This window comes from Microbacterium sp. cf332, assembly GCF_900102175.1.
Taxonomy (GTDB): domain Bacteria; phylum Actinomycetota; class Actinomycetes; order Actinomycetales; family Microbacteriaceae; genus Microbacterium.
In genome coordinates this window covers 42,451-69,238 of sequence record NZ_FNKN01000004.1, presented here as the reverse complement: position 1 = coordinate 69,238, position 26,788 = coordinate 42,451, and the positions used below count along the sequence as shown (strand labels likewise).

21 protein-coding genes and 1 pseudogene are annotated in these 26,788 nt (G+C 65.7%); 10 read left to right on the top strand and 12 right to left on the bottom strand.

Features of this window, described 5'->3' with window-relative positions; all coding sequences use genetic code 11:
* Positions 1–13: 13 nt before the first annotated feature.
* Together BLT21_RS14930 and BLT21_RS15920 are read right to left on the bottom strand one after the other, a co-directional pair.
* Positions 14–337 carry a hypothetical protein gene (locus BLT21_RS14930; protein WP_091503694.1) on the bottom strand — a complete coding sequence of 108 codons (324 nt, stop codon included), beginning with the start codon at positions 335–337 and terminating at the stop codon, positions 14–16.
* A 28-nt stretch (positions 338–365) separates the two neighbouring features.
* Positions 366–476: pseudogene (locus tag BLT21_RS15920) on the bottom strand (hypothetical protein); the annotation flags it as partial.
* A gap of 119 nt (positions 477–595) precedes the next feature.
* Between BLT21_RS15920 and BLT21_RS14925 the strand changes: the two are divergent.
* Positions 596–1,537, top strand: coding sequence for a polysaccharide pyruvyl transferase family protein (locus BLT21_RS14925; protein WP_176786945.1), 942 nt, complete (start codon positions 596–598; stop codon positions 1,535–1,537).
* A 41-nt stretch (positions 1,538–1,578) separates the two neighbouring features.
* On the opposite strand, the gene BLT21_RS14920 is transcribed toward BLT21_RS14925, so the two are convergent.
* From BLT21_RS14920 to BLT21_RS14900, 5 genes are read right to left on the bottom strand one after another with little or no spacing between them, the layout of a single operon-like run.
* Entirely contained in the window at positions 1,579–2,418 is an 840-nt protein-coding gene (locus tag BLT21_RS14920; RefSeq protein WP_091503689.1) for a glycosyltransferase family 2 protein, read from the bottom strand.
* Positions 2,419–2,436: 18 nt separating this feature from the next.
* Positions 2,437–3,642 (bottom strand): oligosaccharide flippase family protein, encoded by a 1,206-nt coding sequence (locus BLT21_RS14915; protein ID WP_176786944.1) that lies wholly within the window; start codon positions 3,640–3,642, stop codon positions 2,437–2,439.
* Positions 3,643–3,701: 59 nt separating this feature from the next.
* Positions 3,702–5,048 (bottom strand): hypothetical protein, encoded by a 1,347-nt coding sequence (locus BLT21_RS14910; RefSeq protein WP_176786943.1) that lies wholly within the window; start codon positions 5,046–5,048, stop codon positions 3,702–3,704.
* Between the two features lie 44 nt (positions 5,049–5,092).
* Entirely contained in the window at positions 5,093–6,046 is a 954-nt protein-coding gene (locus BLT21_RS14905; protein WP_091503681.1) for a glycosyltransferase, read from the bottom strand.
* Positions 6,046–7,056, bottom strand: a complete 1,011-nt coding sequence (locus BLT21_RS14900; protein ID WP_143025003.1) for a glycosyltransferase — start codon at positions 7,054–7,056, stop codon at positions 6,046–6,048. The genes BLT21_RS14905 and BLT21_RS14900 overlap by 1 nt, the downstream gene beginning before the upstream one ends.
* Positions 7,057–7,242: 186 nt before the next feature.
* On the opposite strand from BLT21_RS14900, the gene BLT21_RS14895 reads away from it, so the two are divergent.
* A complete protein-coding gene (locus BLT21_RS14895) occupies positions 7,243–7,791 on the top strand; it encodes a YdcF family protein (RefSeq protein WP_091503675.1) in 549 nt (182 codons plus the stop codon).
* A 7-nt stretch (positions 7,792–7,798) separates the two neighbouring features.
* Here the strand turns inward: BLT21_RS14895 and BLT21_RS15580 are convergent, their stop codons facing one another.
* The 3 genes from BLT21_RS15580 to BLT21_RS14880 form a co-directional block, all read right to left on the bottom strand.
* Positions 7,799–10,297 (bottom strand): hypothetical protein, encoded by a 2,499-nt coding sequence (locus BLT21_RS15580; protein WP_143025002.1) that lies wholly within the window; start codon positions 10,295–10,297, stop codon positions 7,799–7,801.
* A gap of 133 nt (positions 10,298–10,430) precedes the next feature.
* Entirely contained in the window at positions 10,431–12,413 is a 1,983-nt protein-coding gene (locus BLT21_RS15575) for a right-handed parallel beta-helix repeat-containing protein (RefSeq protein WP_143025001.1), read from the bottom strand.
* Between the two features lie 97 nt (positions 12,414–12,510).
* Positions 12,511–13,911, bottom strand: a complete 1,401-nt coding sequence (locus BLT21_RS14880; protein WP_371113459.1) for a sugar transferase — start codon at positions 13,909–13,911, stop codon at positions 12,511–12,513.
* A gap of 303 nt (positions 13,912–14,214) precedes the next feature.
* Here BLT21_RS14880 and BLT21_RS14875 point away from each other — a divergent pair, with 303 nt between their 5' ends.
* Complete coding sequence (locus BLT21_RS14875; protein WP_176786942.1) at positions 14,215–16,026, top strand: DUF4012 domain-containing protein; 1,812 nt, start codon at positions 14,215–14,217, stop codon at positions 16,024–16,026.
* Positions 16,027–16,342: 316 nt separating this feature from the next.
* Positions 16,343–18,370: a hypothetical protein gene (locus tag BLT21_RS14870; RefSeq protein ID WP_143025000.1), complete on the top strand. Its 2,028-nt coding sequence runs from the start codon at positions 16,343–16,345 to the stop codon at positions 18,368–18,370.
* Between the two features lie 61 nt (positions 18,371–18,431).
* On the opposite strand, the gene BLT21_RS14865 is transcribed toward BLT21_RS14870, so the two are convergent.
* Entirely contained in the window at positions 18,432–19,889 is a 1,458-nt protein-coding gene (locus BLT21_RS14865) for an MFS transporter (RefSeq protein ID WP_176786941.1), read from the bottom strand.
* A 149-nt stretch (positions 19,890–20,038) separates the two neighbouring features.
* Here BLT21_RS14865 and BLT21_RS14860 point away from each other — a divergent pair, with 149 nt between their 5' ends.
* A complete protein-coding gene (locus tag BLT21_RS14860) occupies positions 20,039–20,710 on the top strand; it encodes a cysteine hydrolase family protein (protein WP_091503656.1) in 672 nt (223 codons plus the stop codon).
* Positions 20,711–20,738: 28 nt separating this feature from the next.
* Here BLT21_RS14860 and BLT21_RS14855 read toward each other — a convergent pair whose 3' ends face one another.
* The gene (locus tag BLT21_RS14855) at positions 20,739–21,320 is read right to left on the bottom strand and encodes a PadR family transcriptional regulator (RefSeq protein WP_091503653.1); all 582 of its coding nucleotides are present in this window, start codon (positions 21,318–21,320) and stop codon (positions 20,739–20,741) included.
* A 146-nt stretch (positions 21,321–21,466) separates the two neighbouring features.
* On the opposite strand from BLT21_RS14855, the gene BLT21_RS14850 reads away from it, so the two are divergent.
* The 5 genes from BLT21_RS14850 to BLT21_RS14830 all read left to right on the top strand — a co-directional run bounded on the left by BLT21_RS14850 (position 21,467) and on the right by BLT21_RS14830 (position 26,701).
* Positions 21,467–22,444, top strand: coding sequence for an ABC transporter permease (locus BLT21_RS14850; RefSeq protein ID WP_091503651.1), 978 nt, complete (start codon positions 21,467–21,469; stop codon positions 22,442–22,444).
* Positions 22,441–23,328, top strand: coding sequence for an ABC transporter permease (locus BLT21_RS14845; protein ID WP_091503649.1), 888 nt, complete (start codon positions 22,441–22,443; stop codon positions 23,326–23,328). Before BLT21_RS14850 ends, BLT21_RS14845 begins: the two co-directional genes overlap by 4 nt.
* Entirely contained in the window at positions 23,325–24,293 is a 969-nt protein-coding gene (locus BLT21_RS14840; protein ID WP_091503647.1) for an ABC transporter ATP-binding protein, read from the top strand. The genes BLT21_RS14845 and BLT21_RS14840 overlap by 4 nt, the downstream gene beginning before the upstream one ends.
* Positions 24,290–25,045 carry an ABC transporter ATP-binding protein gene (locus BLT21_RS14835; RefSeq protein WP_091503644.1) on the top strand — a complete coding sequence of 252 codons (756 nt, stop codon included), beginning with the start codon at positions 24,290–24,292 and terminating at the stop codon, positions 25,043–25,045. The genes BLT21_RS14840 and BLT21_RS14835 overlap by 4 nt, the downstream gene beginning before the upstream one ends.
* 63 nt (positions 25,046–25,108) lie before the next feature.
* Positions 25,109–26,701: an ABC transporter substrate-binding protein gene (locus BLT21_RS14830; protein ID WP_091503641.1), complete on the top strand. Its 1,593-nt coding sequence runs from the start codon at positions 25,109–25,111 to the stop codon at positions 26,699–26,701.
* Positions 26,702–26,788 lie beyond the last annotated feature (87 nt).

The following is a 26,788-nucleotide window of genomic DNA, read 5'->3' as shown; positions in this document are numbered from 1 at the left end:
GGATGCTGGGCGGTCAGGCTTTCAAGACGCCGGAACCGTTCACATCCGCGGTCTCGCGGGCGCCCAGCATCCGCCGGGTGAGCTGCTGCCGCGACTGCACGATCTCGTCGAGCACGTGCGTCAGGTGGGCGTCGGAAACCGGCTCGTCGGTGATGGTGTCCGCCAACACCGCGCGTTGGACGAGCTCCTTCGCGAACGAACCCGTCACACCGTCGATGGCTGTCGCCGTCCTGGCGATCGCCTCGTCGGAGAAGGGCAGATCGCCGGCATAGCGTCGCAGCAACTGCTCGCGTTCGCGCAGGCCGGGGGATCTCGACGGCGAGGTCGACGCGTCCAAGCCGCTCGGCGAGAGCGGGCTCAAGCACCTCGACCCGGTTGGTGGTCATGACGAAGGTGACGTGGGCGTCGCCGGTCAACCCGTCGAGCGCTTCGAGTACCTCGAATAGCAGTGGCTGAGGGCTGCTGTGTCGTTCCACCGCGACGAGGTCGATGTCTTCAGTGACCCGTCGGCGCCCCCGGGGTTGCGCATGGTTGTCGGAGCGGGCCGACGTCTATGCGACGATGGGGTGGCCGTTCCGACAGCGCGAGGAGCTCTGTGTCTTACATCGAAACTATGCAGTCCAGAGCTTCCGAACGCTTCGAGCTGCTGCACCAAGGGGTGGAGGACGTCGTCTTCACTGACTTCCCCGATTACTCCAATGTTGGCGACTCAGCTATCGCGCTTGGACAACGTGCGTACTGGCGAAGCGCGGGCATTCGTGTGCGTGCGGCCTACAGTGCCCCCTTGCTCGCACCCCGTGTGTATGACTCTCCCTACCCCGTCGTTCTGAACGGCGGCGGTAGCCTCGGTGGCCTTTATGGTGGCATCGGTGAGCATCGCTACTCTCTGGCGGAGCGGCTTGACCCGTCGCAGCTCCTGATCCAAGAACCTCAGTCGATCCACTTCGTAGATTCAGCTGCTCGCGATGAGTTTGCGCGCCGCATGGCCGCACGCCCGAATCTTCGCCTCGCTGTCAGGGATGAGCCGTCTGCGGCCGCCGTAGCTGGTCTGATCGAGCCGATCCTCGCGCCCGATGCCGTTCATCATTTGGGGAGGATTCCCGCGCCCGAGCCATCGCAGCCGTTTGTGATCTTGGCGCGCGCGGACAAGGAGTCGGCTGTCCGTATGTCGGTCGCAAACTCGCGAGATTGGCCAGCAGATCCGCTCGATTTGCGCGTTCTGTGGTGGCTCGGTTGGCGGACCAAACAGGTGCCGCCCATGAAGGCCTTTCTCCGCAGGTCTGTCGACGCCTGGTTCGGTCGCGCAGAAAGGCGTTTCGCCCGCGGGGTCAATATGATCGCTCCGGGCGAGGTGGTGATAACCGACCGGCTCCACGCAATGTTGATCGCGTTGCAGGTTGGGCGCCGCGTCATAGCTATTGATAACGCCACGGGCAAGCTTTCTGCTTATGCTCAGGCGTGGCTCCAAGACACCGACGCGCCGCTGACTTTCGTCAAAAATTTCGATGAAGCGATCGCTCTCGCCAAGCGCGGCTGAGTCCGCAGTCAGGGAGCGATCGGCGTCGAACTAGCCGACCCTTAAAAATAGACGACACCGGCTCGGAATGAGCCCACGATGCGACCAAGGTTTCGACCGAGACGCCCCGCTTGCAATCGTCTCGTGCTCGGCCGGAGCACGTAGAGCGCGGCGGCTGCCATGGCTGCGATCGGAGCGCGGGTGAAGGATTGCCTGCGCATGCCGAACTCGCGGAATTTCAGGAACAACTTGACCTCTGAAAGCCCGTACGCATATTTCTGGCGAAACGTATCGTGGGCAGAATCACGGGAGTAGTATGCGATGCGAGCCGCAGGTACCCATTCGAGTTTCATCCCCGCGATCTGTGCGCGCCAGAAGAAGTCGGTCTCATCCCCGCCGCCGCGGTAGGACTCGTCGAATCCGTGAACTCGATCGTAGGCAACCCGAGTGAAACCGCAGTTCGCACCGTACGGCCACTGATAGATCCACGGTGAGTCTATGAAACGATTCTGCTCGTATGCGGTCTTGCCTCCGATGACATGGGTGAGCGGGCCCCCGAGGAGTTCCGCGCCGCGCGAAAAGGCGTTGCCGTAGGCCTCGATCCACCCTTCCTCGACGACATCATCCGTGTCACATAAAAGCAGCCATTTTCCTGAGGATTCGCGAACGCCGGCGTTGCGCGCATGGTTAATGCCTTGACTGCCGAAGGCGCCGACGTATCGAATTCGTGAGTCGTGATCGGCGTACGAGCGGATCACCGCGGCGCTTGTGTCGGTAGACCGGTTGTCGGAGATGAGAATCTCGAACGAATAGCGTGAGACTTGCGTCAGCAGTGCATCAAGCTGGCGTCCGAGTGTCGTTGCCCCGTTGTAGCAGGGAATGACCACGGAGATGTCGACCACAGAACGGCCTTTCGTACGTCATGAGATGTATTGGTAAGCGGCGATCAGGAGACCGAAGCCAAGCGTTGCGCTTGCGGGTGCGAGATACGCTCGCGCGTGTACCGTCCTTCTCGCGGCGAAGGCGAGGCACGCGGTGACAATGATCTCTCGTGCCAGCGCGACCCAAGCTGCAGCCGTGAGATCGAACGCGGCTACTATGCCAACAGGGATCGCGAGTAGAACGCCGATGACTTTCGCGACCAGCGCCGTGCGCAACCGGCCCGCGCGCACCAGCATAGGTGTCAAGCTCCACGCGGTAACGAGAGCGAACGAGCTGAGACTCATGACGGGTACAGCTGTGAAGACGGGCTCCCATCGCTCGTCCAGGATGAGCGGAAGAATCCATGTCGCCCCAAGGAAGGTCGCGACTGTGACGGCAGCAAGCAGCAGGCAGACCTTTTTCAGCGAAGTATGAAAAACCTGGTGGGCGCGTTCGTCGTCGATTTCATCGCCACGGAGGAGCTGAGGCCGCAGGACGTTGACAGACGCGTAAGACAGGGCGTCGCCAACGTTTCGTGACAATGACCAGCTGAACGAGTACAGGCCGAGCACACGTTGCCCGCCCAGCGCGCCAACCAGCATCCGGTCGGCCTGTGACTGCGCCCATCCAAGCCCGGAGTACCAGGCGGCGGCGAAGAACTCGCGACGCGGACTGACCCCTTCACCGACTTCCGCTGGTGAGACGATCACTCGGCGCGCGACGATGATGAGCATCGACGCGTTGAGCGCCTCGACGATCAATGCCTGCAAAGCAGGACCAAGCGCGCTCTGCGTCGTTATGACAAGCGGAAGAGTGATGGCCAGGGACGTCGTAACGGCAACCGTCTGGATCAGGGCGATCGCTCGCCATCGCCCATCGGCCTGCATCCGGGCCAGTGCTGTTGTCGCGACAGCGATACATGTCGGGGTGAGCACGATAGGCGCAAGCGGCCAGAAAACGTGGTGTGGATTGGTTGCTGACGCCGAGACTGCGAGTAGCGCCAGGAGGAGAAGAACTGGGCCCGACGTCGCGAAGACGACGCTATACCGACGAAGAAATCGAATGCCCGCGTGGTCACGAATCGCGCCTACGGCGACCTGCCGAACCGCTGCGTCAAAGACTGCTTGGACCCCGGTGAGCGCAATGACCATCCAGGCATAAGAACCGACAACGGAGGGGCTCGTTACCGCTGCGAAGATAAGCATCACAACTGCAGAGGCGACTCGCGGCAGGAGCCTCTCCATGAATGCCCAGGCGAGCGTTCTCACCCGCGAACTGATTCGTGCGCGGAGGTCGGAGCTTGGCCGCTTGTTTGGTGTGGCATCCCCATCCGACCCAGGGCCGCGCCGCCCAACACCCAGATAAATGCAGCGGCATCCAGCCCCGCAGCCGTCTCGGAGAAAACGGCCACCACGAGAGCAGCGGTCAGCGCAGCGCCGGGTATGCCTCCCCGACGAGCGAGCCCTCGATACAGCAGGGCTAGTACGAGGGCCAGCGCTATCCAGCCGCACGCTGTCAGGAAGACGGTGGTCAACGACTCCCCAGCTTCGCCGACTTCCTCGGTGAGTGTGTGAACCGCGTTGCCCGCCGTGCCGAAGCCTCCGCCGAGCGGATTGGTTAGCGAATAGGTGAAGCCGTACAGTGCTCCGTCAGAGTGCTTCGCGCTGTTGCCCGCGGTGACGAACTGAGAGAAGGCGACGGCGGCCAGAGCTCCACCGACCACCAAGAAGCCCAGCTTGCCCGCCTTCCGCAAGATCCATGGCTGGAGCAAGAGAACCGCCAGGATCACGAATCCGCCGCGTGCCATTGTCACCACGGTGCCCGCAATCAGGAGGACACTGATGAAGACCGCGCCGAGTTTAGGTGCGGCGTGATCGCGCCCGTACCATAGCCATCCCAGGGCTGCAGCGATATACATACCGAGGCTCGGGGGGTTGAGGAGGAATCCTCCCGAACGCACGAAGTAGTTGGTGCCGTCGTAGTAGTAGTAGTAGAACCCTGGGAACTCTCGTCCGTAGGTCGTCATCTCGCCCGTGGATTGGAAGCCGCCATACGTGCTCGGGTCAAGGGGGCGGAAGTCGAGCTGTTCGAGCAAGGCGTAGAGCGCGGCGATCACACCGAAGGTGACAACGATGGGTTTCAGCCTCAGCAGTTCGTCGCGAGTGAGCGTCGAGCCGAACAGAACCAGGATGGCGGGTACGAGCACCTGCCGTGCCTGATAGATGCCGATGTCTGTACCTGTTGCGCGTGCGAAACCAAGCCCGACCGCGACGACCGTGAGAACCCCGCCAACGATCAGCCACCGCGCTTGTCTTCCTGACCGGAAGAGCCGATAGACGGTCATCAACGCCATCGTGACCAGCACCGCGTCATCGAGGTAGAGGGCCGCGCCGACTCCGGTGAGCGAGAACACCGCGCGTTGAATAGCCGACATGGCGAAGAGCATGAACGCGAGGCCGACTGCGTCATCGCCGCCGAGAAGGAACAGGGTGGTGAGGAAGGTTCCGGCGAGCAGGACCAGCACACCCACGTCCGAAGAGACGACGAAGGACAGTGCGAGACTGAGCGCGCCCCACAAGCAAAGGCTGACGACGGCGAGGGTGCTCGTCACCGGTCGTCGGTCTTCGGTCAGGACTCGGCCGACGTCGATCCGTGTCACCGGGCCATCCAATCGCGAAGCTTCTCCAGGGCGGCTGCCTGTTCAATCTGTCGCCGGGCTTTCAGCTGGCTCACTTGCTCAACCCGGCGGGCCCTCTCCCGGAAGGCCTCGGTGACCGCTGTGTGCAGGCCGTCGGCGGTTGCGTCAGTGTAGACAGCCGTGTCTTCGAAGTATTCGCGGAGCACTCGAGTGGAGCTCGCGATGAGCGGCACGCCTGCAGACAACGCCTCGTAGCCTGCTCGTTGCATCGTGTCTTCTCGAGTCGTGAGCGCCGCGACCGCGCCGGCGTTCCTCAGAAGCGCGAGGAACTCCGCTTGCGAGACGAAGCCGGGGAAGACCACATTCGATGGGGCTGAGGACTTGAGCTGCTCTGGCGCCCGACCAGTCAGCACGAACGCCACATCGGGGCTCGCGGCGGCGGCAGCGAGAATGGCGTCGATAGGCTCGTCCGGCGCGTACGTGACCGGAAACAGGACGTAGCGCTGGGCCTCAAGCCCCAGCGGGGCCTCCGGCAAGGGGCCGTCGAAGTTCTCGATCATGTCGTGGAGCACGATGGTCTCAACGCCGTGCTGCCTGCACCTACGTGCCAGGGATTCATTGGTGACAATCGCGACGCCGCGTCGCTTCAGAATTCGTAGCGTGAGGTTGAGCGCCCAGCTCCATTTCGGATCGTTGAAGACGCCGCTGTGCAGATCTCCAGCAACCGGGAGGTCTCGGCGGCTCAATACGGCTGAGAGCAACGCCGGCGTTGGCGGAAGCATGACCAGAGCGGATGCTGGACGGTCGATGTTGCGCCGCAGCAGCCGTCGTGTCTCCAATGCCGCCCGGGCGTACCTGAGAGGCGCGGGGCCGTTCCCGCCCGTCAAAAAGTGCTGTTCGGCGCCGACCTCGACTGCGATTGCGGCGCTACGGCCGTGATGCGCAATCCAACTTACGAATACGGCCGACATCAGCTCGGGCTCCCGAGTGGCGCGCGATTGGGCGTCAACTGCCTCGCGCGTTCCATCACACTCAAGTCAATATTCGGCGCTTCGGATACGGTCGCCAGGCCACGTCGAAGGAGTTCTCCGCAGATCTGCTCTTGATGGTCATCGACGTGCTCGTTGCGGGCTTGCCTGCGGGGCACGGCGAGAGTCGGCGCACCGAGGTCGAGTAGCTGCATGATGGTTCCGACTCCGGCGTGGGTGATGACCAAGTCTGCCTCTGAGCTCAGACGTTCGAACTCGGATGCTCGAATCTCGGTCTCCACACGCCCTGGGAGATCTGTGCGCTCGGTGGCGCCGAGCTGCCACACAATCTCGACGTCGTGAGGAACCGCTGCGACGACTGCATCTACAAGCGCATCGAAGCGGTAGGGGAAGATCGTGCCCAGAGTGACAAACACCTTTTTGAGTGGTCCGCTCGGCTCGTTGGGCTCCGCGCCGTACGCGTCCATGACCGAGATCTCGTAGGGCCAGCGCCTGGACGACCACTCGTCGTGCTGTGTGAGACGACGTACTGGCAGACGCGACATGATGCGCCCCGTCAGAGACGGGCCGTCGAAGCGCGAGACGCTCTCGATGTAGTACGACGGCACGCGGGCGGCGAGGGCGGGCAGATGAGAGGCGAGAGCAATTGCTGCTCCTGTGCTCACGACGGCCTCGGGTCGGACCTCGCGGATCAGCCGACGAAACCATGGCCAGTGTTGAGCCACGGACTTGAAGTCGCGCGGAGCGATGTAGGGGATGAAACGGTGATCCCGGTTTTCGAGCATCGATGTGCTCTGGGGCTTCTCGAACGTCACCCAGGTCGACGAAGGGTCGAAAGCGAGCAACTGCGCGATCTTGTCGAGCTGGGCGAGGTGTCCGCCGGTGGAGGCAACCAAAAGAAGGCGGCGCCCTCGCAGCGAATCGGCGACCGGCGTCTCACGTGGCTGGCTGGCATCGAATGCCTTGGCGGGCGGTGCACCGGGAACGCTCAATGAATTCTCTCCAGATCAACTGAGTCGGAGCCGCGGCGGTCCGGGGGCGAAGTGAGCCCCACACTACCCTGGCGGCGCTCCAACGCTAAGTATCGCAGGCGCCGGCGTCCAATGCTGGGGCGGCCGGTCACAGCGCGCGCACTACTCTAGCTGTCGGAGACGCGCTGGTCGGCAGAAGGGGGAGGCGTGAAGAAGTCGCTTGCCGAGAGGCTTCGCCGGACCGTCTTGGTCGTCGTCGCGGTTTCCGTCGCCGCAAGCCTCGCTGGGCTCCCGCTGTACGTGTTTCCTATTGATGACGAGATCAGGGATGCCGATACCGTGTTCGTTCTTGGTCCTCCTACGTGGCAGCGCATTGATGTTGCGCGAGACCTCCTCGGCCGCCACGAGGTGTCTCGGGCTCTCATCTCGGTGTCGCCGACCGGTCGCCAATCAGCAGCGGAGTACGCGCCCTGCGGATACTCCGACTTCGAATGCAGGACTCCGGACCCGTTCACGACCGACGGAGAAGCAGCCATGCTTCGCGACTTCCAGAATCCAGAGGCGCTCGAGCACCAAGTGGTTGTCGTGACGTTCAAGCCGCACGTCGCGCGTGCCCGCTACATTCTCGAGCGCTGCTATGACGGCGATGTCGCCGTCATAGGAGTCGATCAGGACCTGACGCTTTGGGACTGGGCGTACCAATACGTCTATCAGACAGCCGCCTTTGTGAAAGCTGCGTTCAGCCCCTGTTCGTAATCGACCATCAGGGCGTGACGGTGGGCGGACGGTAGATCCCGTTCTGGTATCCGCTGCGCGACGCCGTCACTACGACCGTGATCGGCTTTCCCGAGTCAGAGGCTTTGATCTGGTAGCTGGCCGAGGTGGCGCCCGAGACCGCAGCGCCCGCCACCGTCCATTGGAAGGTGATGGCATTTGTGTACGGAGTCCGCTCCCCCCGAGAGGCGTAGAGGAACTTCCCGACTGCGGGTGTCCCGGTGAGTGTCGGACGGGTGGTCGGAACTAACGCTGTCGCTCCGATCCTCACAGCGGTGGGACGAAACACGCCATCGGCATACCCGGCGCGCTTGGCAGTCACTGTCACGCCGACCGCTTTGCCCGAATCGCTCGCTCGGATCTGATAGCTGGTGCTTGTCGCGCCGCCGATTGCCGCTCCGTCAACCGTCCATTGGAATGACAGAGAGGAGGGATACGGTGTCCATTCTCCACGGCTCACGTATAAAAACTTCCCGACTTGCGAGGTGCCGGTAATTGCCGGATTCGAACTGGGCTTCAACGTTGCTCCGCCGACCAGTATCGCGTCGGGTTGGTAGGAGCCCCCTGCATAGCCGTCACGCTCAGCGGTCACCCGAGCGGTGATGGACTTGCCGTTGTCCGCGGATCGAACTTGATAGCTCGCGGCGGTCGCGCCCGCGATCGCCGTTCCGTCTGCGAGCCACTGAAATGAGATCGTGGACGGATACGGTTCCCAGGTTCCTTTCGAGATGTAGAGAAATTTTCCTGCCTGAGCCGTTCCAGAGAGCACTGGCGCTGTAGTTGCCGTGAGTTTCCCAGTGGCGCCAACCGTGGCAGTCGGCAAGGAAACGGCGCGGCCATCGGTGTAGCCAACCCGCTTCGCCGTGACCTCCACAGTCAGACGGTGGCCTTGATCGGCCGTCGCGATGACGTAGCGCGGGTACGTTCGCTGCACTGCCCCGGCGATCGGCTCATTGTCCCGCCGCCAGGTCCAGGTGTACTTGAACCCCGTGCGGGACCACGACCCTGTGGACGCAGTCAACTCACTTTTGACAGCGAGTGTGCCTGAAATGGTCGGGAGCGCCGTCGATTCAGGAGCGGGAAGCAGTGAGGGTTTTGTACCTGACGCTTCGAAGATGTTGTTCGTTGCTCCCGATGCTTCGACGTATGGCGTTGTGACCGAGTCGCCGAGCGCGATCCCTGTCACCGTGTTGTTGCTCCCACGGAACTCGACTCCGGTCGGGTGGCCGGCGCTGATGGACCCCCCGGACACGGTGCTGTTCGACTGGAGGATGATATTGACCCACGCGCAGTCCCGAATGCTGACGTTCTTCATGACGACGGGCGAGAGGGCCAAGATCCCATTTCCCGACGGCCAGAGGTCGCTGATCGCGACTCCGTCGATCGTCGGTGGCACGGCGACCATCTCAGCCACAGCCACGCCTGGCCCGACTGTCCCGACGACAGTGCCGCCGACGACCTTCGTGTTGTCCGCGCGGACCTGTACCCCTCCTCGACCACCCTTGACATGCGGGACGATGGTGATGCCCCAGCCAGCGCGATGAGTGTCAATGGCTTTATCGGTGCAGTCCCACGCAGTGGGTTCGAAAGTGCACGTCTCGGGTTCGCCAGCGTTCCCGAACCCCGTGATGGAGGGGCCTGGGCTCGTCGTGACGGCGTGTCGGACGCGAGCTGCTGATCCGCCCACCCGAGCGTCGCGCGTCGAGCCAGCGATGTTGACGCCGTACCCGAAGTGTGTCTTGCCGTCGTCGAGGAGATCGTGAACGAAAGCGGAGACGTCTCCGCCCCAACAATGGCTGAGGGTAATCCCTGGGCCGCCGTTGTTGAGTACTTCGATGCCGGTCACGACCACCGAGTCGACGGCCAAGAACTCTATGAGGGTGTTGGTTGCCTGAGACGGTTCGGTGTTGAACACCTTGCCCTTGCCAAAGATTCGTATCGGGGGAGCCAGAGAAACTCGACCGCAGCGGGGGCTATTTGCGATGGTGCGGGGTAGCGCTCGATCGATGACGACCTCAGTGGAGGAGCTACTGACGACGCGGCGCAGATAGCCGTACTTGTCCGACGAGTTGGGGATCGTGTCCAAGCCGGCCAGCAAGATGTAATCGCCAGTCTTGAGGCCGGCTGATGGAGGTGCGAACCGCGTGGCGCCCGCCGCGAGCCGAGAGACGGTTCCGACAACGTCGATCTGGCCGCGTCTCGCGAAGACGGGATGGTTTCCTCGGGCTGCTACCCGTGCGCCGGCTGCGATCTCAAGGCTGCGCAAGCTATGAGGCAGGAGGACGGTCGAATCGAGCTCCCAGTCGCCCTCGATAATCGCCGACTCGCCAGCTTCGTTGAGCAGCGTTTGCAGTCTGTTGCTCGATCGAGCGGAAGTCGAGGTCACAGAGATGCTGCCGACAGACGGACGGATGGACAGGGGGTGCTGGATGTCTGTGGTCAGCGTCGCGCCAGTGAGCGCGAGGAATGAACGTCTTGAGAACTTCATTTCGTGATCTCCCTCGGGGGTGCGATGGGTACGTCCGGCGTGGAGCTCTTTGATCTAGCATGGTCGACCAGCAACCGATGTGCATAGAAGTACGTTGCCGCGCACTTCTCATGCGCATAACATGACGCAGTCCTCAGACTTGGCCAAGCGGGCCCTCCAGGCCACTGACCAGTGCTCCGGTGACGATGAGGGTGCCGTCTTCGAAGCCTTCACGGTGAGCTGTGACTCGCACGCTGATGACCGCGAATCGGTCCGACGTTTGAAGCTGGTAGCTCCTTTCGTTCGCACCGGGAATCGGTTCGCTGTCGCGCCGCCACTCGACGTCTATCGAATCCGGGTATGGAACCCATTCCCCCTTTGACACATAGAGATAGGCACCAGGCTTTGTCGATCCGGTGACGCGCGGACGTTCGCGCGGGTGGAGGCGCCCCGCGGTTCGAACCTTCCTCGTCGGGAGGGACGCTGCCCGGCCGAGTCGGTGACCTGCTCTTTTGGCGGTGACTGTTACTGAAATTCGAGTGCCGATGTCCGCAGTGGTGACGCGGTACTTCGTCGGAGAAGCGACATCGACTGACTGCACCCGAATACCGTCTCGCTTCCACGACCATTCGAAGTCCAGTGCGTTCAAGGACCAGGACCCGGTCGACGCGGTCAGAGTGGCACCGACCTGAGGCAGCCCAGATATCTCGGGGAGTTCCGTGCAGACCGGGCCCGGCAAGTTCAAGGCAGACCTCGGGGACGCGGAGAATGTGTTCTCTCGTGCGCGACCGGTTTGCCGGTAAGGCGTCGTTACGGTCTCTCCCAAGATGATGCCCTCTACGGTGTTCCGTTCGCCTCGAAACTCGACGGCCGTGGGGTTGCCCAAATCGACGGAGCCCCCATAGACAGCGCTGCCCGAATCCAAGACGATCGCCACACCCGAGCAGTCTCGTATGTCGGTGTTGCGGATCGTCGCCGGGCTGAGCGCGAGGATGGCGTTTCCGCCGCCCGTGACCCCCGAGATGGCGACGCCTTCGATGACCGGGGCTACCGCGACTACACGCTCGACAGCGATCGCTGGTCCACCGGTGTCGACGATGCTCCCGCCGACAACCGAGGTGTTGTCGGATCGGATCTGAACCCCGCCGTACCCTCCGCGAACGTGCGGAATGATCTTCGTTCCCCACCCGGCACGATGCGTATCGATTGCCTTGTTGGTGCAGTCCCGCGCACGAGGCTCGAAGACGCAGTCCTCAGGCTCCCCCACGTACCCGAAGCCTGCGATCGGCGGGCCGGGACTCGTCGTGACAGCATGACGCACTCGGGCGATGTTCCCACGCACCCGCACGTATCGCGATGCTCCCGCAACGTTTACGCCATAACCGAAGTGACGCTCGCCGTCGTCCAGGAGGTCATGTATCCAAGCGTCGACGTCACCACCCAAGCAGTGACTGAGCGTGATTCCCGGTCCTCCGTTGTTCGCGACTTCGATGCCGGTGATCACCGGTGACTCCACTGCGACCAGGTCGATGAGGGTCGTCGTGGAAGCCTCCGGCGTGCCATTGACCACTTTGCCGCGCCCGTAGAGATGGATGGTGGGTGCGAACCGGACGACGCCGTACCGGGGCGCACGCGAGATCGGGCGGGGAAGAGGGCTGTCCAGCTCGGCGACGCCTGATGAAACGTCCACAATCCGCCTGATGTAGCCATACTTGTCGACCGACCCGGGAATGGTGTCATGACCCGAGATGAGTACGTGGTCGCCTATAGACAAATCTGCCGCCGGCGCGACGAGTTGTGAGGAGCCAGCGTCGATGGGGGAGGTGCTATCACGGACGTGGATCTCTCCCTTCCTGGTGAGAGCTGGGCGGTCGCCGCGTACTTCGATGGTCGCGTCAGCGGCAAGCTCCAACGACGTCAATCGGTTCGGGATGGTAACCGTGCGATCAAGAACGAAATGACCGTGAACGACGGCGGTATCACCCGCCCTGTTCAAAAGAGCTTGCAGTGAGCGTGCCGAACGGGGCCGGGGGGTTCTCGCCCGGGCGGGGTCTGAGTCGATGCGGTCGAGAGAGCCTCCGGTTGCCGCCACCGCCGCGGCGGCGCCGACGACGAAAGCTCGTCGGGTAAGGCTCAAGGTCTAGGCCTTAACGCGCCGTGCCTCCGACGGGTCGCCTGCGCGACCCCATGAACGAACACCCTCGTATGTCTGGCAGCAGAACTGGCGGACCAGCTCACACTGCCGTCTCGCCGGGCGCGAAGACGGCTTTGGCCGTACGCAGGAGGATCACGACGTCTCCGACGAGCGACCAGTTCTCCACGTACGAGAGGTCGAGCCGCACCGAGTCTTCCCACGACAGCGTCGAACGCCCGCTCACCTGCCAGAGGCCGGTGATGCCCGGCTTCGCGAGGAACCGGCGGTGAACGTGGTCTGCGTACTGCTCGACCTCTGAAGGCAGAGGAGGGCGCGGCCCGACGAGCGACATGGATCCCGCGAGCACATTGAACAGCTGGGGCAGTTCGTCGAGGCTGAACTTTCTCATGATCCGGCCGATGGGTGTGACGCGCGGGTCGTTCTTCATCTTGAAGAGCACTTCGTTCCCGACCTCGCGGTTCTCAGCCAGAAGACTGGGCAGGATGTCTTCCGCGTTGACGACCATCGACCGGAATTTGAGCATCGTGAATTCCCTGCCCCGAAGGCCGACACGTTTCTGCCGGAACAGCACGGGACCCGGAGACGTCAGACGCACCGTGATCGCGAGGAACGCAAGGACCGGGCTGATGAGGGCGATGCCGATGGCGCTCGCCGTGATGTCGACCATCCGTTTCACCAGGCGTTGGCCACCGCTGAAGCGCGGTGTCTCGACGTGAATCAGTGGTAGGCCGGCCACCGGGCGGGTGTGGAGTCGCGGGCCCGCAATATCGACGATGCTCGGAGCGAGCACGAGATGCTGGCGGCCCGACTCCAGTTGCCACGAGATCTGCTTGACCTTCGATGCTGGCAGGTCGTCGGTACTCGTCACGGCGACGGTGTCGGCCCCGGTCACGCGGAGCGCGCGATCGATCGTGTTCACGTTGCCCATGATGGGGATGGTCGTGCCGGGGATGACATCCGCGATACGCCCCGTGGGGACGCACGCTCCGACGACGGAGTACCCGGCTTGCGGAGTCCGAGCCAGTTCGGACGCGATGTGTGCCACGGACTGCTCTGAACCGACGAGCAGCACCCGCGCGGAGAACTCGCCGAGGCGGCGTTTCCGGATCAGCCACTGTCGCCACATCCATCGCTCGACGACCAGTGCGACGACCCCGGCCGGCAGGCTGATGAGTAGGAATCCTCTCGCCACATCGACCTGGGACAGGAAGGCGAAGATCGCAACAAAGCCGAACAGTCGGAAGCTCGCGTCCACGACACGCTTGTACTCGTCCATGCCCGTGCCGACGACGCGATGGCTTCGCGAGTCGATCAGATGCAACACCATCATCCAGGCGAGGACAAGCCCCGTGGAGAAGTACCAGTAGGAGAGTTCGGTGACGCGGACATCGGCACGCATGGTGACCTCGACGTTTCCCGTGCCGAACCAGATGACCTGCGCGCCGAAGACGACGGCGATGAGTACGAGGAAGTCGGTCACCCGTAGACGTCGGGCGTAGGCCGGTCTCCAGTCCTTCGGTGCGAGAACCGTGGGCGTCGGGGCTGTGCGGGGCGGCGAAGCCAGCGATGCTGGCGCGTTCGAGTCTGGTCCTGACGGCTCGTCGGCCGTCATAAGCGCATGTCTTGCCTCCGACGTCACACCGCACCCCTCGATCGGTATATCGCAGACCATCAGGCTACCCTCAGCGTATGTCCAGTGTGTAAACGGCTTCCTTACCTGTCGCTGCATTACGCGCGTTCCCATTCCGGCGTCCGTGCAGGCTCGCCCTTCTAGGATGTGCTGGTGCCTGAAGAGTCCCGCCGTTCCCGCAAGGTGAAGCGCCCCCTGCTCCGCAGTTTCCGTTTCTGGGTGCCGGTCGGCATTCTGCTGCTGATCCTCGCGATCGGCGTCGCCGGGGCTCTCGCCGCGAAGGCGATCGCCGATCGTGCGTTCGCGGCCCGCGACTCGTTGCAGACTGCGATCCCGCTCGCCGCAACCGCCAAGGAACAGGTTCTCGCCAGCGATTCCGAGGGAGCCCGCGCGACAGTGGAGCAGCTGAAGGCGCTGACCGCGGAGGCCAAGGAGCAGGCCGACGGAGGCCTCTGGCGCTTCGGTGAGGCGATCCCTGTCGTGGGGGCCAATCTGACCGCGGTTCGCGAGGTCGCGGAGACGATCGACAACCTCGTGGTCAACGCGCTGGAGCCCGCGTCCGGACTCAGTCTCTCGAGCCTTGCTCCCGTAGATGGTCGCATCGACGTCGCTCAGCTCGACGTCGCCTCGGACATCCTCGACCAGGCCTCCGTGGCATTGACCGATGCTCGGGCGACCGTGGACGGCATCGATCAGAGCGCACTCATCGACCAGGTCGCGTCCGGCGTCTCGCAGTTGGACGAGGCTCTGGCAGAGATCGAGCCGGTGGTCGAGCCCGCGCAGAAGACCCTGGCGATCCTCCCGGGAATCCTCGGCGCCGAGGGGCCGCGGAACTACCTGGTGCTCGTGCAGAACAACGCCGAGTCCCGCGGCACCGGCGGCAACCCCGCCTCGCTGGTGATGATCACAGCCGACAACGGCGCGATCGCCATCACGCAGCAGGCGTCGAGCACCGATTTCGACAACGGTCGCCCCGACCCGATCGTTGAGCTCGATCCGGCGGCGGTCGCGCTTTACGGCGACAAGATCGGTCGGTACATGCAGGACGTCACCACTACACCGGACTTCGCGGATTCGGCGCGCATCATGGGGGCGTTCTGGCAGGAAGAGTTCGGGACACCCATCGACGGGACGGTCTCGATCGACCCGGTAGCACTCAGCTACATCATGGCCGCTACCGGTCCGGTCTCGCTGCCCAACGGAGACACTCTCGACTCGACGAATGTTGTCCCAACGCTGCTGAACGAGGTGTACTTCCGATTTGCGAGTCCGGCTGTTCAGGACGCCTACTTCGCCGCCGCGGCCGGCGCTGTGTTCGATTCGGTGACATCGGTGTCGGACCCGCGCGCCCTCGTCGACCAGGTGGCGCGGGCGGCAGATGAAGGTCGGATCCTCTACGTTCCGACCTCGGAGGCCGAGGCCGAGATCATCGAGGGGAGCCGCATGACCGGTCGGCTGCCAGTCGACAATAGTGAACTCACGATGGTCGGGTCGTACGTCAACGACATCACCGAGGGCAAGCTCGACTACTACATGGACACGGCGATCTCGCTCAGTTCCGATGTCTGCGCGATCGACGCGACCGTCGCGCCCTCGTTCACTGTCAACTCGACGCTCACCTCCACGCTTCAGCAAAACGAGGTCTACGATCTCGCCGACTACATCTCCCCCGCGCGCTATTTCCCGAAGGGCGTGATCAGCACGGACCTCGTCCTTTACGGCCCGGTGGGCTCGACCTTCGCATCCGCATCGATCGGCGGCAACCCGGTCGAGGCGACGCCGGTCGAGCATCTCGGTCGTCCCGCGGTGAAGATCAACGTCGAGAATCAGCCCGCCTCCTCGCACACCGTCACCGCGACGTTCACCGGAACGCCGGGCGGCGAGTACGGCCCGCTGCAGGTCTGGCACACGCCGATGGTGCGCGACACCCCCGTGACGATTGACGCGCCGGGCTGCGCGGGCTGACCAAACCACCCCATCCTGTCGTTCGTTCCGCTCAGTCGCTAGCTTGGTGGGCAATGTCAGTGGCGAGCGGAGGGTGGTCGGCATGGGGGAGTCCTCAGATGGTTCACGGGATCGGCAAAGCTGGTCCCGACGCGCGTTCGTGCGGGCGGCAATAGGCGCTGGACTCGGAGCCGCTGCACTCCCGCTGCCATCGGTGGAGAGCGCCAGAGCCACCACGACCGGTTTGCCGCTGGTACAGCAGGTGGCCCCGCCGGTGCGGACGGATTTCGCACCGGAGGAGCAAGTGTTCGCTCGATATCTCATGAGCGCGGCCCCTATGGCGAACGACATCGTTGATGGAGGTGTCTATCACGGGTTCATGGGCGGCGGATGGTGGCGCCCAGCGAGCACGCAGACCTATACGAACGCTCGGATCATGGAGCACACCGCGACGCTCGCTTGGTTCTACGCCAACGAACGCCCGTGGAACTCCCGATCAAGCGGCCTGTACCGGAATGCCGAGCTCCTTTCCCGCCTCGAAGCCGCCATCGCGTACTACACCGCGCTGCAGTTCCCCGATGGAACGTACCCGGAGTACGAGGGGCGCCCTTCTCTCGCGGCCACCACATTCGGCATCGTCGCGCAGTCTGACGCCTACGAGGCGCTGCGCAAGTTCGGCGTCTCGTACGAGAGTCGTCTGCAACTGCGACAGAGCATCGAGCGCGCGGTCATCTGGTTCATGAACCCTGAATCCCCTCATTGGGCGCCCCCGATTCGCTACTTCAATCAGGTGTTGGCCGGTGTGGTGGGGGCTCAGAGATCTCTGCAGGTGCTCACAAACCCGACGACGGATCAGACGCATATCAACGAGCGGATCGAATTCCTTTGCGCTCACGGTGTTGCTCCTGCCGGCTTTCCCCATGAGCCGCTGGGCATCGATTTCGGTTACAACTTCACGGTCGCGCTTCCGGACGCGGCCTGGCTCTATACGCAGACGCAGCACCCCTCGCTCGTCCGGCTCGTGAAGAACTACATCGACTTCACACGCTTCTCGGTGATCTCGGAGCCCGGTGGCGGCGCGATGTCGCATGTGCCTTCCCTTCATTCCCGAAACGTCGTCGCCAGCCTTTCGAGGCCGCCTGAAGATCTGAGCGATCGTGCTGCGCTCGCGAAGGTGTTCCTCGACGATGTCCCGGGCCTGGCGACGTTCTTCCCGACGCGCGAGGAAAAAGTCGCTGCACGCTCGGCCTTCGCCACCGCTACTCAGCCGATTCGCGCGCTCAGCAAGCCCGACACGTCGCCGCGAACATGGATGTACGGAAGGATCGCGCCCGACGGACCCAGTCAGCTCGAGCGTGATGAGGCGGACAGATCTCTCCCTGCACTCGTCAGCGAACGCTTCACGAAGATCGGCCGCGGGACGGTGGGTGACGAGTATCTGTTCGCGAGGCGGCCGTTCTATTACGCGGTCGGAGCATATGGCGGTTACGACGGACGCAACCTCTCGGCGCGCCAGCTGGGCACGCTGTGGAGCCCTCGGATGGGAACCGTGGTCGTCGGAACCAACGACACGGAGCTACCCGAGGGCTGGGAAACCGTTGGCCCACAACAGAGCTTCTCGACTCGCAAGGCGGCAACGTCGGTGCGCTACTTTGCGGGTCGAACCTCGTCGGATCCCGTCATCGACGCAACTCGCGCCGAATTGACGACGGGTTTGTTCGCCCAGCGGACCGAGTCGGCCGCGGGCCGGGCGCAGTTCGTCACGGGGTGGGGATACTGGGATCGAGGAGTGAGATTCACCTTCATCACCGAGCAGTCCGGTGAATGTGTGCAACGCATCCCGCTGCTGCTCAAGCCCGGTGACGAGATCACATTCTCGGACGGGTCGAGCTTTGCGGAAGGTGCGGGAACCGCCGAGTTCTTTGCTTCCAGCTTCACGCTGCGACGCGGAAGTGACCGGATGCTGGTCAGCTACGGAACCTCCGCCCTCCGCACGGTGGTACGGCCGAGCGCCGCCACGATCGCTGGCGGGACGATTCACCGTATCGGCCTCATCTTCGAGGGGCAGATAGACATTCATTTCGCGTTCCTCGGGGGCGCGGATATCTCGGGGGTGTTGGCGGAGGCGCACGGCTTCTCCGACGGGCGGGTGGCGCTACGAGCGATTCTCGGACAGTCCGTCGCCGAGCTGCGTATCGTCGGGTCGGGGTCGCCGGTGTCCATAGATCTCCGCGGAGGACCGGCGGATTATCGAGTCATCGAGCGGACGCTCGCCTCGGCGACAGCGCCGTCCTCATTGACTCTCGAGGCGTACGACGCAGGAGGCGCACGGATCCTCAGATCATCCGTCTCTGTGCGCCGATGATTCGCTGGACGGCGCAGGTGGGATGCGACGTGACGTCGTAGAGGGATGACAACCAGGTGAGTCAGTGTGAGTTGATCGGGACCTGACCGACGAGCGACGCCTGTTCCGCCGGCTTCCCGCCGTGCTGGTCGGGCGCATCACCGATCCCGATCGCCCCGCGGTTGCGCACATGGTCGAGCGTCGCGATGACGCCGCCGACGGCGAGGAGTCCGGCGACGACCCACAGGGCGAGCATGGGACCTGCGGCGGGCTGGCCGCCGATCGTGGGCACGGCGAAGAACGTGTAGTACACGACCAGCGCGCCGGCCATGCCGATGGCGGAGCCGGACCGCTGGGCGAACTGGATGAGGGAACCCGCGACGCTCGACCGGTGCTCGGGGGCGAACTGCAGGGTGCGCGCCTGATTGGCGGGGGCGGCGGCTCCTGCGCCGAGCGAGCTGATGCTGAGCAGCGCGACGACGACCCAGGGGAGCGCGTCGGCGGGAACGAACCCGAAGGCGAAGCCGATGGCGGCCAGGGCGAGCGCGCCGACGCCGGTGCCGATCGCGACGAGGGGGCCGTTGGTCGCTCCCACGCGCGAGGCGATCCACGCCCCGATGAGACTCGCGACGGCGGACGGCAGCATCCACAGCGCGGTCTCGAGCGGCGACAGCCCGACGATCTGCTGCAGCGCGATCGTGACGATGAGGGTGCCGCCGGTCGCCGCGGCGTGCATGAAACCCGAAACGGCGACCCCCGCGCCGAAGTGGCGCAGGCTGAAAAGCGCGGGGTCGATGAGCGGCTCGCGGCCGCTGCGGGCGACGCGGCGCTCGTGCAGGACGAAGGCTCCGAGCAGCACGAGACCGGCGGCGGTGACGAGATACGGCCAGAGGGTGTCGGGGAGCGAGCCGGATGACGCCGAGAGCGGGGCGATCGCGAGCACCACGCCCAACCCGAGCAGGGCCGCGCCGCCCCCGTCGAAGCCGGCGCGCCGCACGGAGGGCGGCTCGACGATCATGACGGCGGCAAGGGGGACGACGGCGAGGCCGGCGACCACCGTCACCACGAAGAGCAGGCGCCAGCCGAGGGCGTCGCCCGCGGCATCCATGATGACCCCCGCGAGCACCGGCGCGCCGAGCGAGGTGACCGTCATGACGGCGGCGAGCGTCGCGAGCGGACGTGCGCGCTCGGCGGCGGGATAGATGCGCTGGATGAGCCCGAGCACCTGGGGCATGAGGAGGCCCGCGCCGACCCCCTCGACGATCCGCCCCGCGACGAGCAGCTCGGCCGTCGGCGCGACGGCACAGGCGATGCTCGCGACGACGAAGATCGACGCGCCGGTGAGGAACACGGTGCGCCGGGGGAGGACGTCGCCGATCCGCCCCGCGGGAACGAGCGTCGCGGCGTAGGCCAGCGTGTAGCCGACGAGCATGAGCTGCACCGTGGCGGGGTCGCCGCCCATGTCCGCCTGTATGGCAGGCAGGGCGATGCCGAGCTTCGACACGTCCAGGATCGTCAGCGCGGCGGCCGCGACGAGCACGGCGAAGACCCTCCGGCGTCTCGCGGGCGAGAGGGCTGCCGACCTCGACGATGCGGACACGCAGACCTCCGTAGCGGAAACACTGAAGAAACATCCAGACTCTATAACAGAATTGGACTATCAAACCACACTACGAGATTGGGAACGGCATGACCGCTCGCACCGCGTTGATCATGATCGACATGCAGAACATGTACCTGCAGCACGAGCGCCGCAGTGCGCTCGGCTGGCCTCCCATCTGGGAGTTCGAGCGCGTGGTCGCCGAGTGCGCCACGCTGCTCGCCGCCGCGCGCGAAGCCGGCATCCCGGTGATCTACACGCGGCAGACGTCGCGGGCCGACGGCGCCGACATGACGCCGAGTATGCGCCGGCTGCTCGCCGATGCCCCCGCCGCGGAGGAGTCACCGATCGGCGCCGAGAGCGACTGGGGATCGCACATCCTCGACGCCGTCGCGCCGGCGCCGGGCGACGTCGTGATCGAGAAGCACCGGTGGGACGCGTTCTTCAACACCGACCTCGACCAGATCCTGCGCAACCTCGACGTCACGCGCCTCGTCGTCGCAGGCCTGCAGACGAACGTCTGCGTCGAGACGACGTCGCGCACCGGCATGATGAAGAATTTCGACGTCGCGGTTCCCGAGGACGCGGTCTCGACCGACGGCGAGGCCCTGCACCACAGCGCGCTGGACTCGCTGCGCGTCCTCTACGTCGAGGTCGCGCCGTGGCGCGAGCTGCTCGCGCCGGATGCGGCGTGGGAGCGCCGATTCACGACGCCGGGATACGGACGCACCGCGGCCGACCTCGCCACCATCGGCGCCTGAGCCGGAGGGCGGGCGCGGTCGCGAGAGCTCACACCTTCTCGGGGACCGCGCCCGTCACCAGCTCGGGGAACGGGCTCGCGGGGTCGTGGAGCACGGCCCGCAGCTCGTCGAGCCACTCGAGCATCAGATCCGTCTGGCGCAGCCACAGCGTGTAGAGCGCCCGGCGACTGCGCCACACGGCGCTGTCGGGGTCTTCGCGGTCGTCGTCCCAGTTCAGCAGCAGGTGTCGCAGGCTGAACTGACGCTGCCGCTGGAAGGCGACCTCGGTGTCGAGCAGGCGATCGGCGTCGCCCGGATCGAGCACCCACAGGTTGAGCAGGCGCAGCGAGGCGTCGTCGCGGATGCCGTGATCCGGCTGGTCGTGCAGCAGCCAGCGGCGGAGCTCGTCGAGGCCCTGGTCGTTGATGACATAGCTCGTGCGCCCGCGCTCCGTGCGCTCCGTGATGTCGATGAGGCCGAGGCCTTCCATCTTCGCGAGCTCCGAGTAGACCTGCGACGGGCTCGCGTGCCACGCCCGGTCGTTCACGTCGTTGAAGCTCGCATTGAGGTCGTATCCGGTGCGCGGACGACCGCGGGAGAGTGCTGCGAGGATCGCGTGCCGCAGGGCCATCTCAGTCCTTTCGCCGGCGGAGGTGCGCGCTGCCGCGTCGTGCCGGATTCGTCGATGCTAACGGGGCGCCGTGTCGGGATGCCGTGTTCGACACTTTCACGGTTCGGAAACCCTGCCGTAACACCGCTCCACTACTAATTCCAATTATGGACTACAAAGCCATAGCGCAAAACCGGCTCATCCGGCTCGTCGTCGGACGGCTCGCGATGACGATCGTCACGGCGCTGTTCATCGCGATCGTCGTGTTCTTCGCGATCCGAGCGATTCCGGGAGACCCGGCGCTCACGATCCTCGGTACCGACAGTACGCCCGACGAGCGGGCCCGGCTGCGCACGGTCATGGGCCTCGACCAGCCCCTCCTGGCCCAATTCACGATCTGGCTCGGCCACCTGTTCTCGGGCGACCTCGGCTACTCGTACAGCCAGGGCCGTCCGGTCACCGACATCATCGGACCGGCCCTGCAGAACACTCTGCTGCTCGGCACGGCCGCGAGCGTCATCGCGATCCTCCTCGCCCTCGTCATGGGCAACCTCGCGACGTCGCCGTGGCGCGGCCTGCGCCGCGCGGTCGACGCGGCGGAGGCGTTGTTCCTGTCGGCGCCGCAGTACACCGTCGCCCTGCTGCTGCTCATCGCGTTCGCCGTGCTGCTGCCGCTCTTCCCCGCCGGCGGCATCAGCACCCGCGGCGACGGGTCCGCCGTCGACGTCCTGACGCACCTCGCCCTGCCCGCGATCGCCCTGGCGCTCGCGCCGGGCGCCCAGATGGCCCGATCGTTGAAGACCTCGATCTCGACGCTGTCGGCATCCGAGCTGCTGCCGACCCTCCGCGCCCGCGGGCTCTCGCCGTGGCGCATCACCGTGCACGCCCACCACAACGCGCTGCCGCCGATGATTACGGTGCTCGGCATCCAGGTGGGGACGATGCTCGGCGGCGCTCTCTTCGTCGAGCAGATCTTCAGCATCCCCGGGCTCGGCGCCCTCGTCGTCCAGTCGGTCGGGCTGCGCGACTACACGCTGGTGCAGGCCGTCGCCCTGCTCATCGCCGTCATCTTCGTCGTCGTGCTCCTGCTCGCCGACGTCGTCAACGCCCTGCTCGACCCGCGGATCAGAAAGGGACGCGCGTGACCTCCATCTTCGTCAGGGAGCGGGTGCCGGTCGAGGCCGCACCGCGCTTCCGCCGCCGTTCGATCCTGCGACGGATGCCGTTGCGCAGCCGCGTCGCACTGTCGGTCGTCGTCCTGCTGGCCGCGCTCGCCGTCGCCGCGCCGCTGCTGCCGATCGCCGATCCCCTCACCGGCGACCTGTCGACCCGGCTCTCGCCGTTCTTCACCGACGGGCACCTGCTGGGCACCGACACGCAGGGGCGCGACATGCTGAGCCGCCTGCTCTACGGCACCCGCACCTCGCTCATCGCGGGCGTCGTGCCCATCGTGATCGCGACGCTGCTCGGACTCGCGATCGGCACGATCGCCGGACTCGCCAACAAGACCGTCAACACGATCCTGATGCGCGGCGTCGACCTGCTCTTCGCGTTCCCCGGCGTGCTGCTCGCGCTGCTGCTCGCGATCTCGCTCGGCGTTGGACTCGGCACCCTGATCCTGGCCCTGACGCTCGTGTGGATCGCGCCGGTCGCGCGCATCGCCGAGACCGAGGTGGCCCGCATCCGCGACCTCGACTTCGTCACGGCCGCACGATCGAGCGGTGCGACCGACGTCGACATCCTCGTGCGGCAGATCATCCCGGTGGCCCTGCCGGCCGTGCTCGCGTACTCGACGTCGCTCGTCGGCGCGAACGTCGCCATCGCGGGCGGACTCGGGTTCATCGGCCTCGGGGTGCCGTCGCCGCAGCCCGAGCTCGGATCGATCCTGTTCGAGATGCAGGCCGCGATCTACACCGACGTGTCGCTCGCGCTCGCGCCGGTCGTCGTCATCCTCATGCTCTCGATGCTGTTCCCGCTCGTCGGCGACGGCCTGCGCGACGCGATCGCCGGAAAGGGAGCGCAGTCATGAGCGACCTGCTCGCCTCCGTCCCCGCCGGAGCCCTCGCGCCGACCGTGCCGCTCGTGCTCGACGCGACCGACATCCGGGTCTCGTTCCCCCGCCCGGGCAAGACGCCCAGCACCGTCATCGACGGCATCGGACTCGGCCTCGAGCGCGGCCAGGTCACCGTGCTGCTCGGAGAATCGGGCAGCGGCAAGACCGTGTTCGCCCGCGCGATCACGGGTCTCGCGCCGCCGAGCGCCACGGTGACCGGCAGCGCCGTGTTCGACGGCGTCGACCTCGTGGCCGGATCCCGCGCCCAGCTGCGGGCGCTGCACGGCGACCGCATCGGCGTCGTGCCGCAGGACCCGAACTCGTCGCTCGACCCGATGCGGCAGATCGGCGCGCAGATCGTCGAGACGCTGCTGCAGCACCGGCAGGTCGCGACCCGAGCGGCGGCGAAGGAGCGCGCGGTCGAGCTGCTCGACCAGGTGCAGATCCGCGAACCCCGCCGCGTCATCCGCTGCTATCCGCACGAGGTGTCGGGCGGGATGCGGCAGCGCATCGCGATCGCCATCGCGATCAGCTGCGGACCGGAGCTCATCGTCGCCGACGAGCCCTCGAGTGCCCTCGACGCCTCGGTCGGAGCCCACGTGGTCGGGCTGCTCGACGACCTGCGGCACCGGCTGCACACCGCCATCCTATTCATCACCCACGACATCGGGATCGCCGCCCGCATCGCGTCGCAACCGCACGACCGCGTCGCCGTCATGCTCGGCGGTCAGATCGTCGAGCTCGGCTTCGCGCCGACCCTCCTCGGATCGCCGCGTCACGACTACACCCGTGCGCTGCTCGCGGCCGAGCCCTCGGCGGGCGTGCCCCGCGGACAGCTCGCCGTCGTCCCCGAGGCGGTGCGGACGCGCCGCGACTGGGGGCCGCTCCTCGAGGTCGCCCCCGGCCACGCCGTCGCAGCAGAAAGCGGGTTCGCCCAGTGAGCGCCATCCTCGAAGGCCAGGGAATCGTCAAGACGTTCGGCGACTTCACCGCGCTGCACGGCGTGGACTTCCGCATCGAACCCGGCCGCACGCTCGGGATCGTCGGCGAGTCGGGCAGCGGCAAGTCGACGCTCGGCCGCATCGTCATGCGCCTGATGAAGCCGGATGCCGGCACCGTGCGGCTCGCCGGCCGCGACCTGTTCGCGCTGAACCGCACCCAGCTGCGGCGTGCGCGACGCGACTTCCAGCTGGTGCCGCAGGACCCGCGCAACGCCCTGAACCCCACCGCCACGGTGGGGGAGAGCCTGGCGTTCCAGCTGTCGGCCCAGGGCGTCGCGCGGCGTGAATGGCGGGGGCGCATCGCCGATCTGCTGCAGACCGTCAGCCTCTCGGCCGACTACGCCCACGCCTACCCGCACGAGCTGTCGGGCGGCCAGGCCCAGCGCATCGCCATCGCCCGAGCCATCGCCGGGCGCCCCAAGCTGCTCGTCTGCGACGAGGCCGTGTCGGCGCTCGACAAGTCGGTGCAGGCGCAGGTGCTGAACACCTTCGCCGAGCTGCAGGCCGAGCTCGGCGTCGCCATGTTCTTCATCACCCACGACCTGGCCGTCGTCGAGCACATCGCCGACGACCTGCTCGTCCTCAACCGCGGCCGCGCGGTCGAGGGCGGGCGCACCGCCGACGTGCTGAGTGCACCGTCGGACGCATACACCCGAGAGCTTCTGGCGGCACGTCACCCGATCCCCGCCTGAAGGCACCATCCCGCACCCACTCACCGGCCCCGTTGCGACGTGGCCTCCACCTCCAGGAGAACCATGCCATCCCTCACCTCACCGCGACGCCGGACGCTGCTCGGCGTCACCGTCGCCCTCGCCGCCTCCCTCGCCCTGTCGTCGTGCGCAGCCGGCACCTTGTCGTCGTCCGACGGCGAGCAGACGCTCGTCATCGGTTCGCAGATGGCGTCGTTCCCGAGCCTCGACACCGGCGCGATCACGACCGCCGGGTACGAGGGGCAGCGGCTGATCGGCAACCTCGTCTACGAGGGCCTCACCAAGCGCGACGTATCCGACCCCGACGCGCCCGCCGGGGTGGCTCCCGCCCTCGCATCGTCGTGGGAGGTCGCCGACGACGGGCTCAGCTACACCTTCACCCTGCAGGACGGCGTCACCTTCCACGACGGCACCGACTGGGACGCCGATGCGCTCATCTACAACATCGACCGGTACATGGATGAGACCGACCCCAACTACGACCCCGTGCTCATCACCTATTACACGGTGCTGAACTTCGTCGACTCGGTCGAGAAGGTCGACGACATGACGGTGACCTTCACCCTCAACCAGCCCTTCGCGTTCTTCCTCGCCGACCTCTACAACGTCTACTTCGCCAGCCCCACCTCGCTCGACGAGTCGGGCGCCGCAGGCCAGGCGACGAACCCCGTCGGCACCGGACCGTTCGTGTTCGACGAACTGCAGCAGAACCAGTCGATCTCGTTCGTGCGCAACGACGACTACTGGGGCGAGGTGCCCCAGCTCGACCGGCTGACGGTCGAGCTCATCCCCGACCCGTCCGCCCGCACCGCCGCCCTGCGCTCGGGCCGTGTCGACTGGATCGAGGCCGCTCAGCCCGACGACCTCGCGAGCCTCGAGTCGGCGGGCTTCGTCGCCACCGGCAACGCGTTCGACTGGGAGTGGTCGTGGCAGCTCATGACGGGCGAGGCACCGTTCGACGACATCCGTGTGCGCCAGGCGATGAACTACGCGATCGACCGTGAGGCCATCGCCGACGACCTGCTGCACGGCACAGCGGTGCCCGCGCATCAGATGTTCGCCAGCGCGAGCCTGTACTACACCGAGGACGACGACCTCTACGACTACGACCCCGAGAAGGCGAAAGCTCTGCTGGCCGAAGCCGGCTACCCGGACGGGCTCGACGTCACGGTCGGCTACATCACCGCCGGGTCGGGTGCGATGCAGGCGAAGTCGATGAACGAGGCGCTGCAGACGCAGCTCGCCGCCGTCGGCATCGACGTCTCGCTCGAGCCCGTCGACTTCTCGGGCATGTACGCCCAGCTCGGTGAGGGCGACACCGGATGGCAGGCCGCCAACCAGGCCTTCAGCCTGGAGCAGCCCTCGAGCTGGAAGGGCTTCTGGTTCGGCTGCGACGGCAACTTCTTCGGATACTGCAACCCCGAGGCCGAGGCGCTGTACGACCAGGCCCTGACGACGGTCGACGACGAGGAGCGCGCCGCGCTGCTGACCGAGGTGGGTCACCTGGTGACCGAGGATGCCGCCTGGCTCTTCGTCGTCAACGACACCGCGCCCCGCGCGATGTCGGCGGCGGTCACCGGTTACGAGCAGCCGAAGAGCTGGTGGATCGACTTCACCGGCATCTCGATGCAGGACTGACCGAGCACGAGCACGAGTCCCCGCGGCCGGATGACGGTCGCGGGGACTCGCGCGTTCGCGGTCCGGGGAGCAGCGGGTGCCTCGCCG